13 protein-coding genes are annotated in these 15,670 nt (G+C 71.9%); 9 read left to right on the top strand and 4 right to left on the bottom strand.

Features of this window, described 5'->3' with window-relative positions; genetic code table 11:
* Nucleotides 1-18 precede the first annotated feature (18 nt).
* From ACIRF8_RS11600 to ACIRF8_RS11590, 3 genes are read left to right on the top strand one after another with little or no spacing between them, the layout of a single operon-like run.
* Entirely contained in the window at nucleotides 19-2,712 is a 2,694-nt protein-coding gene (locus tag ACIRF8_RS11600; protein WP_404213474.1) for an MGH1-like glycoside hydrolase domain-containing protein, read from the top strand.
* Nucleotides 2,709-4,193 (top strand): alpha-amylase, encoded by a 1,485-nt coding sequence (locus ACIRF8_RS11595; RefSeq protein ID WP_404213472.1) that lies wholly within the window; start codon nucleotides 2,709-2,711, stop codon nucleotides 4,191-4,193. Before ACIRF8_RS11600 ends, ACIRF8_RS11595 begins: the two co-directional genes overlap by 4 nt.
* A complete protein-coding gene (locus ACIRF8_RS11590; RefSeq protein ID WP_404213470.1) occupies nucleotides 4,186-5,514 on the top strand; it encodes a diacylglycerol/lipid kinase family protein in 1,329 nt (442 codons plus the stop codon). The genes ACIRF8_RS11595 and ACIRF8_RS11590 overlap by 8 nt, the downstream gene beginning before the upstream one ends.
* On the opposite strand, the gene ACIRF8_RS11585 is transcribed toward ACIRF8_RS11590, so the two are convergent.
* On the bottom strand, nucleotides 5,496-5,960 hold the full coding sequence (locus ACIRF8_RS11585) for a hypothetical protein (RefSeq protein WP_404213468.1): 465 nt from the start codon (nucleotides 5,958-5,960) through the stop codon (nucleotides 5,496-5,498). The genes ACIRF8_RS11590 and ACIRF8_RS11585 overlap by 19 nt on opposite strands.
* Before the next feature lie 48 nt (nucleotides 5,961-6,008).
* Nucleotides 6,009-7,760, bottom strand: coding sequence for a SulP family inorganic anion transporter (locus tag ACIRF8_RS11580; protein ID WP_404213466.1), 1,752 nt, complete (start codon nucleotides 7,758-7,760; stop codon nucleotides 6,009-6,011).
* Between the two features lie 211 nt (nucleotides 7,761-7,971).
* On the opposite strand from ACIRF8_RS11580, the gene ACIRF8_RS11575 reads away from it, so the two are divergent.
* The 3 genes from ACIRF8_RS11575 to ACIRF8_RS11565 all read left to right on the top strand — a co-directional run bounded on the left by ACIRF8_RS11575 (nucleotide 7,972) and on the right by ACIRF8_RS11565 (nucleotide 11,410).
* A complete protein-coding gene (locus ACIRF8_RS11575; RefSeq protein WP_404214260.1) occupies nucleotides 7,972-9,375 on the top strand; it encodes an MFS transporter in 1,404 nt (467 codons plus the stop codon).
* A gap of 95 nt (nucleotides 9,376-9,470) precedes the next feature.
* Nucleotides 9,471-10,010 carry a DUF4383 domain-containing protein gene (locus tag ACIRF8_RS11570; RefSeq protein WP_404213464.1) on the top strand — a complete coding sequence of 180 codons (540 nt, stop codon included), beginning with the start codon at nucleotides 9,471-9,473 and terminating at the stop codon, nucleotides 10,008-10,010.
* A 119-nt stretch (nucleotides 10,011-10,129) separates the two neighbouring features.
* A complete protein-coding gene (locus tag ACIRF8_RS11565; protein WP_404213462.1) occupies nucleotides 10,130-11,410 on the top strand; it encodes an NAD(P)/FAD-dependent oxidoreductase in 1,281 nt (426 codons plus the stop codon).
* Between the two features lie 131 nt (nucleotides 11,411-11,541).
* On the opposite strand, the gene ACIRF8_RS11560 is transcribed toward ACIRF8_RS11565, so the two are convergent.
* Nucleotides 11,542-12,165 (bottom strand): sigma-70 family RNA polymerase sigma factor, encoded by a 624-nt coding sequence (locus ACIRF8_RS11560; RefSeq protein WP_404213460.1) that lies wholly within the window; start codon nucleotides 12,163-12,165, stop codon nucleotides 11,542-11,544.
* Nucleotides 12,166-12,293: 128 nt separating this feature from the next.
* Nucleotides 12,294-12,521: a hypothetical protein gene (locus ACIRF8_RS11555; RefSeq protein WP_404213458.1), complete on the bottom strand. Its 228-nt coding sequence runs from the start codon at nucleotides 12,519-12,521 to the stop codon at nucleotides 12,294-12,296.
* A 191-nt stretch (nucleotides 12,522-12,712) separates the two neighbouring features.
* Between ACIRF8_RS11555 and ACIRF8_RS11550 the strand changes: the two genes are divergently transcribed.
* From ACIRF8_RS11550 to ACIRF8_RS11540, 3 genes are all read left to right on the top strand, one after another.
* Nucleotides 12,713-13,732, top strand: a complete 1,020-nt coding sequence (locus ACIRF8_RS11550; RefSeq protein WP_404213456.1) for a MerR family transcriptional regulator — start codon at nucleotides 12,713-12,715, stop codon at nucleotides 13,730-13,732.
* 169 nt (nucleotides 13,733-13,901) lie between these two features.
* Complete coding sequence (locus ACIRF8_RS11545) at nucleotides 13,902-15,128, top strand: Vms1/Ankzf1 family peptidyl-tRNA hydrolase (protein WP_404213454.1); 1,227 nt, start codon at nucleotides 13,902-13,904, stop codon at nucleotides 15,126-15,128.
* A 62-nt stretch (nucleotides 15,129-15,190) separates the two neighbouring features.
* Entirely contained in the window at nucleotides 15,191-15,604 is a 414-nt protein-coding gene (locus tag ACIRF8_RS11540; protein ID WP_404213452.1) for a DUF2795 domain-containing protein, read from the top strand.
* Nucleotides 15,605-15,670 lie beyond the last annotated feature (66 nt).

Below are 15,670 nucleotides of genomic sequence, written 5' to 3'. Positions count from 1 at the left end.
CGGCAGGGAGGACGCCGAATGAACGCGCACCGCAAGGACCGGACGGAACAGCAGCGCACCGCACTGACCGGCGAGGACGGCGCGGCGTGGCGACGCTGGGGCCCCTACGTCAGTGAGCGCCAGTGGGGCACCGTCCGCGAGGACTACAGCGACAACGGCGACGCCTGGTCCTCGTTCCCGCACGACCACGCGCGCTCCCGCGCCTATCGCTGGGGCGAGGACGGCATGGGCGCCGTCAGCGACGACAAGCAGCGGCTCTGCCTGGCCCTGACGCTGTGGAACGGACGCGACCCGATCCTCAAGGAGCGCGCGTTCGGTCTCACCAATAGCGAGGGCAACCACGGCGAGGACGTCAAGGAGTACTACTTCTACGTCGACAGCACGCCCACCCACTCGTACATGAAGTACCAGTACAAGTATCCGCAGGCCGAGTTCCCGTACCACGACCTCCTCGCCACCAACCAGGGCCGCAGCCGCCAGGAGTTCGAGTACGAACTGCTCGACACCGGGATCTTCGAGGACGACCGCTACTTCGACGTCACCGTCGAGTACGCCAAGGCGTCCCCCGACGACGTACTCATGCGGATCACCGCCGAGAACCGCGGACCCGAGGACGCCACGCTGCACCTGCTGCCGACGCTCTGGTTCCGCAACACCTGGTCCTGGACCGAGGACGCGCGAAGGCCCGGACTGACCGCCGTCGACGGGGCCGCGGGCACCTCGGTCATCCGCGCGACCCACCCCGAACTCGGCGTCCGCGCCCTGCACGTCGAAGGTGACGTGCCTCTCCTGTTCACGGAGAACGAGACCAACAACGAGCGGATCTTCGGCACCGCCAACGCCTCGCCGTACGTCAAGGACGGCATCGGGCGCCACGTCGTCGACGGCGAGAGCGGCGCGGTGAACCCCGAGCGCACGGGCACCAAGGCCGCCGCCCACCACAGCCTGACCGTCCCCGCCGGCGGCTCGGCCACCGTCCGCCTGCGGCTCGCCCCCGAGGGGGCGCCCGCCCCGCTCGGCCGCGCCTTCGACACCGTCCTGCGGGACCGCCGCAAGGAGGCCGACGCCTTCTACGCCGACCTGACCCCGCCCTCCCTCGGCGAGGACGAGGCCCGCGTCCTGCGCCAGGCCCTCGCCGGCATGCTCTGGAGCAAGCAGTACTACTACTTCGACCTGGAGCAGTGGCTGGCCGAACACGGCCTCGACCCGTGGAGCCCCGAGGCGCACGGCGTCCGCAACCGCGAATGGTTCCACATGGTCAGTGACTCCATCCTGTCCATGCCCGACAAGTGGGAGTACCCCTGGTTCGCCGCCTGGGACCTCGCGTTCCACACGGTGGCGCTCGCCGTCGTGGACACGGGCTTCGCCAAGCAGCAGCTCGAACTGCTCCTCAACGACGCCTACTTGCACCCCAACGGGCAGATCCCCGCCTACGAGTGGAACTTCGGCGACGTCAACCCGCCCGTCCACGCCTGGGCCGCCTACTTCGTCCACACCATCGAGGAGCGCCTGACCGGCGAGGCCGACGACGACTTCCTGGAGCGCGTCTTCCAGAAGCTGCTCACCAACTTCACCTGGTGGGTCAACCGCAAGGACCCGAACGGCCACAACGTCTTCCAGGGCGGCTTCCTCGGCCTCGACAACATCGGTGTCTTCGACCGCAGCGCGGCCCTGCCCACGGGCGGGCAGCTCGAACAGGCCGACGGCACCGCCTGGATGGCGCTCTACTGCCAGACCATGCTCCAGATCGCGGCCCGGCTCGCCCTGGAGAAGCCCGCCTACGAAGAACTCATCGTCAAGTTCGCCGAGCACTTCCTGTGGATCTCCGCGTCCATGGACCGCATCGGCGAACGCGGCGACGAACTCTGGGACGAGGAGGACGGCTTCTTCTACGACGTGCTGCGGCTGCCCGACGGCTCCGCCTCCCGCCTCAAGGTCCGCTCCATGGTCGGCCTGCTGCCCCTGTGCGCGTCGACCGTCTTCCGCCCCGAACAACTCGCCGGGATCCCGCAAGTCACCGAGCGGCTCAAGGAGTTCGGCCGCCGCCACCCGTCCCTGAACGCGACCCTCGCCGCGGCACAGTCCGGCAGGGCGGGCGGCGCGCGCCTCCTGTCGGTCGTCGACGAGAAGAAGCTGATCCGCGTCCTCGGCCACCTGCTCGACGAGGACGAGTTCCTCAGCCCGTACGGCGTCAGGGCGCTCTCCCGCCACCACGCGGAGCACCCCTACAGCTTCTTCGTCCACGGCGAGGAACTGCGCGTCGGCTACCTCCCGGCGGAGTCCGACTCCGGCATGTTCGGCGGCAACTCCAACTGGCGGGGTCCCGTCTGGTTCCCGATGAACGCCCTGGTCGTCCGCGCCCTGCTCAACCTCTACGTCTTCTACGGCGACGACTTCACCGTGGAATGCCCCACAGGGTCCGGTACCCGGATGACCCTCTTCGAGGTCGCCAGGGAGATCTCCGACCGGCTGGCCCGCATCTTCCTGCGCGACGCGGACGGGCGCCGCCCGGTCTACGGCGGCCAGGAGAAGTTCCAGAGCGACCCGCACTGGCGGGACCTGATCACCTTCCACGAGTACTTCCACGGCGACAACGGCGCGGGCATCGGCGCCGCCCACCAGACCGGCTGGACCGGCCTGGTCGCCACCCTGATGGTCGTCTTCGGACGGCTGTCGCCCGAGGACTATCTCCGCGGAGGCCGGTCAGCATGAGCGCACTGCCGTCACAACCCGTCGTCCACGAGGTCAACACCTGGGTGTGGCTCCGTGAACTGGCGCGCCGCACCGGCCGCCCCGTGGGCCTCGGCGACGTCTCCAAGGACGCCTGGGACGAGATCACCCCGCACGGCGTCGACGCCGTCTGGCTGATGGGCGTGTGGGAACGCAGCGCCGAAGGGCTCCGCATCGCCCTGCGCGACCCGGCCCTGCGCACCGCGTTCACCGACGCGCTCCCCGACGCCGGCGAGGACGACATCGCCGGTTCCCCGTACTGCGTCCGCCGCTACGAGGTCGACGAGCGCATCGGCGGCCCCGGCGGCCTCGCCGTGGCCCGGGCCGAACTCGACCGGCGCGGCGTCGGCCTTCTCCTCGACTACGTCCCCAACCATGTGGCCCCGGACAGCCCCTGGCTCATCGACCACCCCGAGTACTTCGTGCGCGGCACCCGCGAGGACCTGGAGCGCGACCCGGCCGCGTACTACGAGACGAGTGGCGGCGTGTACGCGCGCGGCCGCGACCCCTACTTCGCGCCCTGGCCCGACGTCGTCCAACTCAACGCCTACAGCGAGGCGTTGCGCGCGGCCACCACCGACGTGCTGCGGCGCATCGGCGGGATGTGCGACGGCGTCCGCTGCGACATGGCGATGCTGATGATGAACGACGTATTCGGCAGGACCTGGGGGGAGCGGGCCGGGCCGACACCGCCGCAAGACTTCTGGCCGACGGTCCTGGCCGCCGTCCGCGAGCGGCGCCCCGGCATGACCTTCGTCGCCGAGGCCTACTGGGACCTCGAATGGGAGCTCACGGAGCAGGGCTTCGACTTCGCCTACGACAAACGCCTCTACGACCGGCTCGTCCACGAGACCCCCGAGTCGGTGCGCGGCCACCTCCAGGCGGACCTCGACTACCAGCGCCACCTCGTCCGCTTCCTGGAGAACCACGACGAACCCCGCGCCGCCCGGACGCTCGGCCCCGCCAGGGAACGCGCCGCGGCCACCCTCATCGCCACCCTGCCCGGCGCCACTCTGTGGCACGAGGGCCAGTTCACCGGACGCCGCACCCACCTGCCCGTCTTCCTGACCCGGCGCCCCGACGAGCCGCCGGACGACGCCCAGCGGGTCTTCCACGAACAACTCCTCGCCCGCGTCCACGAGAGCCGGATGCGCACCGGCGACTGGCGACTCCTCGACTGCGACGGCTGGCCCGACAACCCGACGCACCGCTCACTGCTCGCCTGGTGCTGGACGGGAGAGGCGGGCCGGCACGTGATCGTCGTCAACCTGTCCGACCGGCGGGCTCAGGCCACGATCCGGCTGCCCTGGCCCGAACTGGCCGGGTCCAGTTGGAAGTTGACCGACCTCATGGACGAGAAGCGGTACGAGCGCGACGGCGACGCACTGCTCGCCCCCGGGCTCTACGCCGACCTCGAACCCTGGGGGAGCCACCTCTTCGCCTTCGAGGCGGGCCGTGGCTGAGCACGGCGGCCCCCGGGCAGGAGCATGGCCGGCGCGCGCGTCCCTGGCGGGCGCCGCGGCAGCCGTCCTGCTCCCGGTCGTCGTCGCGGGACCGCGGACCTTCGGCCTGCTGCTCGTCGGACTCGTCGGCATGGGGGCCACGATCGCCGCGGTCTGGTGGATCCTCACCCGCCGCGGCGTGCTGCGCGCCCTGTCCATGGCACTGGCGCTCGCCGCGCCGGTCTGGGTCGTCGTGGCGTACACCCGGGCCCACCTGGCCTGGGTCGTCGCCGCCTCGGGCGCCCTGTGGCTGCTCGCCGCCGGCGCCGGACGCACCGCCCTCACCCGGCACTCCGGCGCCGCCGCGCCGGGCCCCGCGGCGGCGATGGCGGAGCGCCCCGCGGCCGAGGTCCGCCACCCCTACTTGATCATGAACCCCCGTTCGGGCGGCGGGAAGGTCGAGCGGTTCGCCCTGCGCGAGAAGGCCGAGGCCCTGGGCGCCGACGTGCTGCTCCTCGACGGGCCCCAGGAGACCGACGTGGCCGAGGCCGCCCGCAAGGCCGCGGCCCAGGGAGCGGACCTGCTCGGAGTGGCGGGCGGCGACGGCACCCAGGCGCTCGTCGCCGACGTCGCCGCCTCGCTCGGGCTTCCCTTCCTCGTGATCCCGGCCGGCACCCGCAACCACTTCGCGCTCGACCTCGGCCTCGACCGCGACGACCCCGCCACGGCCCTCGACGCGCTGCGCGACGGCGTCGAGCTCCATGTCGACCTCGGCCGCGCGGCAGGCCGCCCCTTCGTCAACAACGTCTCCTTCGGCGCGTACGCCGCCGTGGTGCAGAGCCCCGCCTACCGCGACGGCAAGACCCGCACCACCTTGGACCTGCTGCCCGACCTGCTGACGGGCCACGAGGGCGCCGCTCTCACCGCCCGCGCCGGAGCGCACACCTTCACCGCGCCGCAGGCCCTGCTGGTGAGCAACAACCCGTACGGCACCGGTGACTTCGCCGGGCTGGGACGCCGAGCACGCCTGGACAGCGGTGAACTGGGCTGCGTCGGCGTGCACATCACCGGCGCCGCCCAGGCCGCGGGACTGCTGCGGGGCCGCCGCTCCACCGGCACGACGCGGACGACCGCGACGGACGTGGTGGTCGACGCCGACCAGGAGTGGATCCCCGTCGGAATCGACGGGGAGGCGCTCCGCCTGCGCGTGCCCGTGCGGTGCGAGATCCGGCCGCTGGCGCTGCGGGTGCTCGTGCCCCGGCACCGGCCGGGCGTGCGCCGGACCCGGCCACCGCTCGACTGGCGGCTGCTCGGCCGCCTCGCCTACAGAGGGGCCCCGTAGACCTTGTGGGCCTCCCGGTGCCCGTACACCGACAGGGACCAGATGACCAGGACGTCCAGGACAATGATGATCGCCGACCACGCCGGGTGGTAGGGGACGAAGAAGAAGTTCTCCAGCGCGCTGAGCGTCGCGATGGTGATGCCCACGGCGCGCGCCCAGGTCCGGCCGCTGAAGACGAGGAACGCCGCGGCCAGCACGACGGCACCGGAGATCAGTTGTATCCAGCCGCGCACGTTGACGTCGAAGTCGAAGGTGTAGTCGCCCTGTTCAGGGGTGTAGTTGCTGTCGAGGATCGAGGAGAGACCGACGATGATGTGGTAGCCGCCGATGACGGTCATGATGCACACGGCGAAGACGACACCGCCGAGGCCGACCATGCTGACGTGCGGTGTCGGCTCCGGCGCGCCGGCTGTGGTCTGTCCCGGGGTGATGCGCTGATCGGCCATGTCCTGGCCTCCTCCTGAGTGCCGCCTGGATGGGATGAGAGCATCCCGTCACGACGGACCCTCCGGCTCACCCCCAGCGGATGAATGTCCGGGGGTCCAGTGCGCGTCCGCGTCGCCGTCCGCACGGAACGCCGCGACGGCCGCCTCGACGGTCGGGAAGAAGTGGCCGGGGTCGATGGTGCGGGTCAGCTCGTAGCGCTCGACCTTGTGCCGTACCGGGTCCTTCATCTCGGCGAAGACGAGGCTGATGCCCAGGTCGTTGAGGGTCCGGTCGAGTTCCTCCAGGACGTCGGCGGCCGTGGTGTCGACGTCGGTCACGGGCTCGGCCGCGATCAGGATCCAGCGCGGCGGCGGCTCGGCCCGGGCGAGCCGCAGCACCTCGCCGCGGAAGGACTTGGCGTTGGCGAAGAACAGCGGGGCGTCGAAGCGCAGGATCACCAGGCCGGGCAGGTGCTCGGCCCCCGGGTAGGAGCGGACGTCGTGGTACCCGGCGAGGCCCGGCACCCGCCCGAGCACGGCGTTGTAGGGCCACCAGGCCCGCCGGAAGACGTTGAGGATGGACAGGGCGACCGCCACCGCGATCCCGGGCAGCACACCGAGCAGGGCCACACCGAGGAAGGCCGCGACGGACAGCAGGAACTCCGCCTTGCGCTGGTGCCACAGCCGCCGCGATCCCGCGATGTCGGCCAGCGACAGCGACGCCGTGATGACCACGGCGGCGAGCGCGGGCTGCGGCAAGGTGCTGAAGAGGCCGGGCACCAGGACCAGCATGAGGACGATCAGCGACGCCCCGACCACACCGGTCAGTTGGGTTCTGGCGCCCGCCCGCTCGGCGACCGCCGTCCGTGAACCGCTGGTGCTGACGGGGAAGCCCTGGAACAGTCCCGCCGCCAGGTTCGCGGAGCCGATCGCCACCATCTCGTCGCTGCCGCGCACCTCCTGTCCCGTGCGGGCGGCGAACGCCGACGCGTTGGAGATGGTGTCGGCGAGCGAGACCAGGGCGATGCCGACCGCCCCGGCGAACAGCGGACCGAGGTCGTCGAGGCGGACGTCGGGCAGCGTCAACGGGGGCAGCCCCTCGGGCAGTTCGCCCACGAGCCGCACGTCGTGCTCGCCCAGGTCGAAGAGCGAGGACACGGCCATCGCGAGGACCACCATCACGAGGACCGCCGGCACCTTGGCCAGCCAGCGCTGCACCGCCAGCACCAGGACGATCCCGCCCACACCGACCGCCAGGGCGGCGGGCACGGCCCGCCCGTCGGCCACGCCGGACACGAAGTCGGCCACCTCGTCGCGCAGGCCCTCGGCGTCCGTACTGAAGCCGAACAGTTTGGGCAACTGACCGACCAGGATGGTCAGCGCCAGACCGTTCATGTATCCGATCATGGTGGGCTTGGAGATCAGATCGGCGATGAAACCCAGCCTGGCCACCCCGGCGAGCAGCGTGATCGCCCCGACCATCAACGCGAGCACCGACGCGAGCGCCACCGCCCGCTCGGGGTCCCCGTCGGCCGCGATCAGCGGCAGCACCGTCGCCGCGATCATCGGCCCGAGCGAGGAGTCGGGGCCGAGCACCAAGATCCGCGACGGGCCGAGAACGGCGTAGGCCAGCAGGCACAGGACGGAGGTGTACAGGCCGGTGATCGCCGGCAGACCCGCCAGTTCCGCGTACGCCATGCCCTGCGGCACCAGCAGCGTGGTGAGGACGACCCCCGCGACGACGTCCTTGACGAGCCAGGACCGCCGGTAGCCCGCGAGCGTCCGCAGACCGGGCGGCGTCCCGCGCGGGGTGGTGGCCATGGCAGAGCCTCCGTCTCCGTGCGGGCGCCCTGCTGCGCTCCGGCGTCCGAGGATCCTGCCTCCGGGCGAGGGCCGCCGTCGTCACCCGCGGAGGGTGACGACGTACGTCCGGCGCTTCACGACGATGAACGGCGTACGGCCCGCCCGTGTGCCGCGTACGTCGTCATGGGCCGGTGTCCGACGCCCTGACGACCACGAGCGGAGCGAGGTGATGGCCGTGCCGGCCACGTCCACCGGGGCCAGCGGCTCGGAGCGTGCGTCGAGCACGGCCCGGCAGGTGCTCGCGCCGCTCGCGCTCGCGCAGTTCATCTGCAGCTTCGCCGGTTCCAACATGAACGTGATGATCAACGACATCAGCGAGGACCTCGACACCACCGTGCAGGGGGTGCAGCTCGCCATCACCATCTTCCTGCTCGTGATGGCGGCGCTGATGATCCCCGGCGGCAAACTGACCGACCGCTACGGCCGCAAGCGGTGCCTCATGACGGGCCTCGTCGTGTACGGCGTCGGCGCCCTGCTCAGCGCCGCCGCGCCCGGGCTCGGTGTCCTCATCCTCGGCAACTCGATCCTGGAAGGTATCGGCACGGCCCTGCTCATCCCGCCCGTCTACATCCTCGCCACGGTGCTGTTCACCGAGGTCACCTCCCGCGCCCGGGCGTTCGGCGCCATCATGGCGCTCGGCGGGCTCGGCGCCGCGGCAGGGCCGCTGATCGGTGGCCTCATCAGTTCGGCGCTCAGTTGGCGCGCGGCCTTCGTCTTCCAGGCACTCGTCATCGTGGTGATCATCCTGCTGACCCGCCGCATCGAGGACCCGCTGCCCGCCGACCCGACCCGCTCCTTCGACACGGGCGGCGCGATCCTCTCGGCCGTCGGCCTCGTCTGCCTCGTCATGGGCATCCTCACCGCCGACGACAACGTCTGGCTCATGATCGGCCTGCTGCTGGCCGGCGCGCTGATCCTGTTCGGGTTCTTCCGGTGGACGGGCGCCAAGAAACGGCGGGGCGGTGAGCCCCTGCTGTCGAACGACATGTTCCGGGACCGCAAATCCAACCTCGGCCTGATCACCCAGCACATCCAGTGGCTGGTGCTCATGGGGGTGTCCTTCGTCGTCTCCGCCTACCTGCAAGTGGTGCGCGGCTTCGACGCGATCCACACCGGGGTCATCTTCACGGCGGCCACGCTCGGACTCCTCGTGACGTCGCTCGCGGCCGGGCGCTTCGCCAAGCGCTACGCACAGCGGACCCTCATCATGGTGGGCTTCACCGCCACCCTCGCCGGCATGGGCGTCCTCCTCGGCCTGGCGAGCAGCAGCCCGAACGCCTGGGCCATGCTGCCCGGCCTGTTCCTCCTCGGCCTGGGCATCGGCGGCATGCTGACTCCCTCGGTCAACGTCGTGCAGTCGAGCTTCCCCGAGGACCAGCAGAGCGAGATCTCGGGCCTGTCCCGCAGCGTCTCCAACCTCGGTTCGGCGCTCGGCACGGCGGTCGCCGGCACCGTCATCGTCGCGGACCCGGCCGTCGGCGCCTATTCCGCGGCCCTGATCGTGCTGGCCGTCATCGGACTCGGCGGGTTCGTGGCGGCGGCCCTGCTTCCCCGGGGATCGGCCGCGTCCTGAGACCTGCCCTTGAGGTGCAACCGATCGCCGTGCCGGAGGGGAAGTGAGGTCGAGGGGGTACAAACCCGCACCATGCGGGCGGAAAGGTGAGTGCCATGAAGCTCAGAGACGAACTTCCCGCCGACCACAGACTGGCCCAGGTCTACCGATGGGGCGCCGCGTTCTGCGGGCTCGTCCTGCTGGTCTTCGGCTGCCTCGGCTTCGCCGACCGGCTGAGCCCCTTCGGCACGGACGGCGACCGCATCGCCGGGCTCAGCACCAACGGCGTCCTCAGTCTGACGTCCGTGGTCGTCGGACTGCTCCTCATCGGCGGCGGCATCGTCGGCGGGAACATCGCCTCCACACTCAACATGGTGATCGGGGCACTGTTCCTGGTGAGCGGTTTCGCTCACCTCTTCATCCTCGACAGAAGCGCGAACTTCCTCGACTTCGGCATGACCAACGTCCTCTTCAGCTTCGTGATGGGGCTGCTCATCCTCACCTTCGGGATGTACGGCCGGGTCAGCAGCCGACTGCCGCACGACAACCCGTACTGGCGGCGCCGCCACGCCGACGAGGCCGCGCACCTGACCGTCGCCGGGAGCCTCCCGAGCGCCGGGACGCCCGGGGCACTCGACGCCGCCGAGCCGAAGTGACGGCACGGCGGACCATCGGCCGACCCGGCTGAGCGACACACACCCGCACGACGAAGCACGCTGAAGCACGACGGAGCACGCTGAAGCACGAGAACGTACGAGGACGAGGAGGACGGCACATGCGCAGGGCTGACCAGCGGGCCGACGTGATCGTGATCGGAGCCGGCGTCGCCGGGCTCGCCTGCGCGGCGGACCTGCACGCGGCGGGGCTCCGGGTACGGGTGCTGGAGGCCGCCGACCAGGTGGGCGGACGCATGCGCTCGGACCGGGTCGACGGGTTCCTCGTGGACCGGGGCTTCCAGGTCTTCAACACCGCCTACCCGCAGGTACGCCGCCGCCTGGAGCTGAAGCGCCTGCGCCTGCGGCCGTTCTCCCCCGGCGCGGCGGTCCACACGGGTGCGGGGCGGCTGGAACTCTTCGATCCGACACGACGCCCCTCGGCGGTCCCGGCCCTGCTGACCGGTGGACTGGTGAGCCCTCGGGACCTGATGGCACTCGGCGGGCTCAGCGCGCGCGACATGCTGGCACCGGCCTCCTGGCTCAAGGGAGGCGGCGACCGCACGACACGAGCCGCCCTGCGCAGGGCGGGCTTCTCCGCGGAGTTCACCGAGCGCTTCTTCCGGCCGTTCCTCTCCGGGATCTTCCTGGAGGACGACCTGGAGACGTCCTCGCGCTTCTTCCACCTGGTGTGGCGGAGCATGCTCCGCGGCACGTTGTGCCTGCCCACCGAGGGGATCGAGGCGGTGCCACGGGCCATGGCCGCCGAACTCCCCGAGGGAACGGTGCGACTGCAATGCGGAGCGAAGGAGCTGACGGACACCGGAGCCGTCGCGGGCACCAGGGGCGCCACGGTCGTCACGGACGCGGGGGAGCGGTGCGCGGCGGACGCCGTGGTCGTGGCCACCGGCCCCTCGGCGACCCGAAGCCTGCTGCCGGGCATGCCCGTGCCGCCCTACCGCACGGTGACGACGTACTACCACGTAGCCCCGAGGTCACCCCTGAACGAACCCACGCTGCTGCTCGACGAGCGCCGACGTTTCCTGAACACGTGTGTGCTCAGCGAGGTGGTGCCGTCCTACGCCCCCGGCGACGCCGCGCTGGTGGCCACGTCGGTCCTCGGCGCCGACGAGGAGGGCCACGAACGGGCCGTCCGCGCCGCGCTGTCCGAGGTCTACGGGACGGACACCGCGGCCTGGCACCTGCTTGTGACCCGCACGATCGCCCAGGCCCTCCCGGCGATGCGACCGCGACACCCGCTCAGCGGAACCAGCCGGGTGACCCCGGGCGTCCACGTGTGCGGTGACCACCGCGCCACGGGCTCGGTCCAGGGAGCCATGGCCTCGGGCGCCCGCGCCGCACGGGAAGTACTGCACGACCTGCACGGATCGGGGCACGGCTAGGGCCTGTCTGCACACTCCCTCCCCCCAGCCTCCGGCCGGGAGGTGCCCCCAGCCGCGCGGCGTCTGGTGCGTGCTCTGGGGGAGGGAGTGTGAAGACAGGCCCCAGAACCGGGGCCGGTCCCGGACCGGGGTCACGCGGTGTCCGGCTCCGTGGCGTCGAGCCGGGTACGCAGCCGGTTCATCCCCCTGCGCGCATGGCTTTTCACCGTGCCGAGCGGCCACCCCGTCCGCTCGGCGATCTGGGAGTGCGTCAGGTCGTCGTAGAACGCGAGGCGGAGCACCGTCCGCTGGGCGGCGGGGAGTTGAGCCAGTTCACGGGCGACGACCACCTGGTCCAGGACACGGCACGCCATGTCGTCCGTGAGCGGGGCGGGCGCGGGAGACGCGTCCGCCCCGAGCAGCACCGCCAGATCCGTCCGACGTGTCCGGGCGCTCAGCGCGTCCGCCACCTTTCGCCGGGTGATGCCGACCAGCCACGCCCCGAGGGCGCCGCGCCGGGGGTCGAAGGTGCCGCGCCCGCGCCAGGCCGCCAGGAAGACCTGCTGCGTCACGTCCTCCGCCTCCCGGAAATCCCCGAGCGAACGCAGCGCCAGGGTGTGCACCAGCGTCCCCCACCGCCGGAACGCGGCCTCCAGACATGCTTCCTCGCCGCGCGCCAGCCCGTCGGCGAGCTCCTCGTCGGCGAGGGACTCCTCCACGGGCACCCACAGGGTGTCCGCGGTCGCCCCGCCGGCCCTTCGTGTGGTCACTGCCATCCCACCTTCCGGCCGCCGCTTGGTGCGTTCACTCTTCCGAGGCGAGGCACCGCACGCGAGACGCATCGAAACTGCAACGGTTCGGCGTCCGGAAGGCCGACGGGCACCGGCCGTGAAGGAGCGGGGCATCACAGTCGGCGGCGGATCGCCTCCCACACGGACTCCGGCGGTATCACCTCCGGGACGGCGCCGCCGCGTCCCGCGTCCAGCACGCGCACGAACAGGTCGAGGGTGGCGGTGCAGGCGGGGCAGCCGTGGACGTGCGACGTCGTGCCCGGTGAGGTCTCGTCGTCGTTCAGGGCCATGAGGGCCAGATCCCCCGCTGAGGGGTGCTGTTCGTCGGGCGGCGCGGACATCGGTCACCTCGTAGGGCAAGACCTGGCAGCGGGTGGTTCCCGGGGCGTCGAGCAGGACGCTTCGCCCTCCCTTCGCCTGGTACGGGCCAGGTGGATGCGGCGCCCGACAGGTCGGCCCCGAAGGTGGCACGCACGACGCCACTGACACCGTCCGATCAGGGGTGCAACGTTTTTGCGGATATATTGGCCGCATGGGAACGCCAAGCGTCGGCGAGAAGCCGCAGGGGCCGACGCCTCCGCCGCCGAGCGGCGGCATCTCCTCCGGCGTCCTCGCGCGGCGCCTCGGCATCTCGCCCACGACCCTGCGCTCCTGGGACAAGCGGTACGGGCTCGGCCCGGCCGCGCGCGACCGGGGCCGCCACCGCCGTTGGTCACCGGACGACGTCGCCATGATCGAGGAGATGTGCCGCCTGACAGCGACGGGGATGGCCCCGGCCGAGGCGGCGCGCGTCAGCAGGGAACGAAGCCCCGCACCCCCGGCCCGCGACACCACGGAGCCCGTCGCCGTCCTCCCTCCCGACGACGAGCGCACGACAGCCACCGGCGGCTCCGGGCTGCCTCTCGGCCCCGCCCGCGCCGAGTGCCGCGGCCTCGCCCGGGCCGCCGTACGCCTGGACTCCTACGCCGTACAGGACCAACTGACCGCGTTCCTGCGCGCGTACGACATCGTGACCGCCTGGGAAGAGGTCATGATGCCGACCCTGCACGCCGTCGGCCGCAAATGGGAGACCTCCGGCGACCGCTACGTCGAGGTCGAGCACTTCCTGTCCTGGCACGTGTCGACCGCCCTGCGCACCGCGCCCCTGCTGCTCGGCCGGCCCGCTCCCCGCGGCGGCGGCCGACCGGTGCTGCTGGCCTGCACACCGGGGGAGCAGCACACCTTGCCGCTCGAAGCCGTGCACGCGGTGCTGACCCTGGCCGGACTGCCGGTGCGGATGCTGGGCGCCGCCGTACCGGCCGACGCGCTGACCGAGGCCGTGCGGCGCACCGGACCCGCCGCCGTCGTGCTCTGGTCGCAGACCCGCTCATCGGCCAGCAACGCCCTGGCACACCACCTCGTGCAGAGCGCCTGGGGGCCGAACGGCGCCCGCCAGCGCGCCCTCGTCCAGCTCGCGGGACCCGGCTGGCGCGGCGCCCAGGTCGAGGGCGCCACCTGGCCGCAGGGGCTGCGCGACGCGGTGACGGCGCTGCTGGCCGCCGCCACGCCCTGACACGCCGCAACCGCAACCGGGTCCCGCCGGCCTCTGTCCGGCCCGGTGAGAACCGCATGCCGCGTCGTTCCCGAAAGCGAAAAACTCGACGATTTCCTCGCGGCACTCCGGGTACCCAAGTGCGGGACGGGGATGAACCCGAGTGAACCGGGACGACAGAGGAGGAAGCATGCAACTGTCATTTTTGGGCCCGCTCTTCGAACGCCCCGGCCCCTGGGCCAGCGTCTACTTCGACGTCGGCCAGAACGACGAGTCCGGCGCCAAGCGGCGCGAGCTGTCCGTCCGCGAGGTGTGCCGCACCCTGGAGGAACAGGGTGCCGACGCCGCGACCACGAAGGCGGTCGGTGAGGCCCTGAGCGGCACGGCCGTCGCGGAGTACCCGGCGGGCCGGGCCCTTTTCGCCACCGACGGCGACGTGGTGCTCAGCCACCGTCTCGCCCGCGCGCCGCAAGGGCAGATCGCCTCCTGGGGCCGGTTGCCGCGGCTGATGCCCCTGCTGGAGACGTGCGGCCAGGACCCCGTCTGCCTCGTGGCGTACATCGACCGCACCGGCGCGGACTTCGAACTGCGAGGAGCGGCCGGACCGCAGGACGCCGGCGGGGTCGAGGGCCGGCAGTGGCCGGTCCACCGCACCTCCACGGCCGACTGGTCCGAGCGGCACTTCCAGCTCAAGGTGGAGAACACCTGGGAGCAGAACGCCGCCGAGATCGCCGAAGCACTCGCCGCCGCCTACGAGGAGTCCGGCGCCGAACTGCTGGTGCTCGTGGGCGACCAGCGCGAGCGGCCCGCCGTGCACGGGAAACTTCCCGAAGCCCTCCGCGAGGTCACGGTCGAGACCGAACACGGCGGCCGGGCCGCGGGCTCCGACTCCTCGGTCCTCGAAGAGGCCATCCAGCGCGCCCGCCGCGCGTGCGTCGACCGCCGCGTCGAGGCGGCCCTCGACCGCTTCCGCGCCGGCCGGGTGAGCACCGACGACCGGCAGCCGGACGCGGTCGAGGGCGTCCCGGCCGTGGTGGAGGCCGCCCGGGAACACCGCATCGACACGCTGCTGCTGCGCCCCGGTGGCTCGGACCTGGGCCGCGAGACCTGGGTGGGCGGCGAGCCCGACCAAGTGGCGGTCAAGCGCGGCGATGCGCAGACTTTGGGAGAGGGCGAACCGTTCTCGGTATCGGCCGAGGACGCGTTGCTGCGCTCGGCCGCCGTCACGGGAGCGGACGTACTCCTCGTCCCTCTCCCGGACGACGAACCCTCTTTGTCCGACGACGACACGGACCGGGAAGCCACGAACAGCACGAGCAGCACGAACAGCACGAACAGCACGAACGGCCCTGCGGGCACGCCGGACACGGACATCCCGACCGGTGGCATCGGCGCCCTGCTGCGCTGGACGTACTAGCTCGTCCGGTCCCCTCAGAGGGCACGGGCGACGACGATTCACACAAGCGAGGTGTGCACGTGATGGAGCGAGGCAGCAATCAGGTCGGTCCCCGCAAGGACGACGAGATGAAGCACGAACTGGAGGGCTACCTCCGGTCCGGCCAGCACACACACGTGGAAGAGGGCAATGACCCCGAACCCCCCGCCGACGACGACCTCCGGGTCGGCCCCGGCGGACCGGTGCCCCCGCCCGGTGGTGCACGCGAGCAGGCCAGGGCGGCCGAGGACACGGAGTCGCTCCGCCTGGAACTGGCCCGTCACCTGGAACGTACGGTCTTCCCCGCGGATCGGCAGACCGTACTGGACACCCTCCAGGCGCACCATGCGCCGGACCCCGTCCTGGACGCGGCGCGAGGCCTCCCGGACGGCAGCAGCTACGCGAATGTCACCGAACTCGTCGATGCCATCGAGCGGGGCCCGAGCCAGGCACAGTGAGCACCGGCGCGCCCCGGCCCGCTCGACCCGTCGGAACCCACCCGAACCGAACCCGTAGATCCGGCA

The organism is Streptomyces sp. NPDC102406 (assembly GCF_044765725.1).
Lineage (GTDB): Bacteria > Actinomycetota > Actinomycetes > Streptomycetales > Streptomycetaceae > Streptomyces.
The sequence above is the reverse complement of the archived record's forward strand: the minus strand, read 5'-3'. Positions and strand labels throughout refer to the sequence as shown.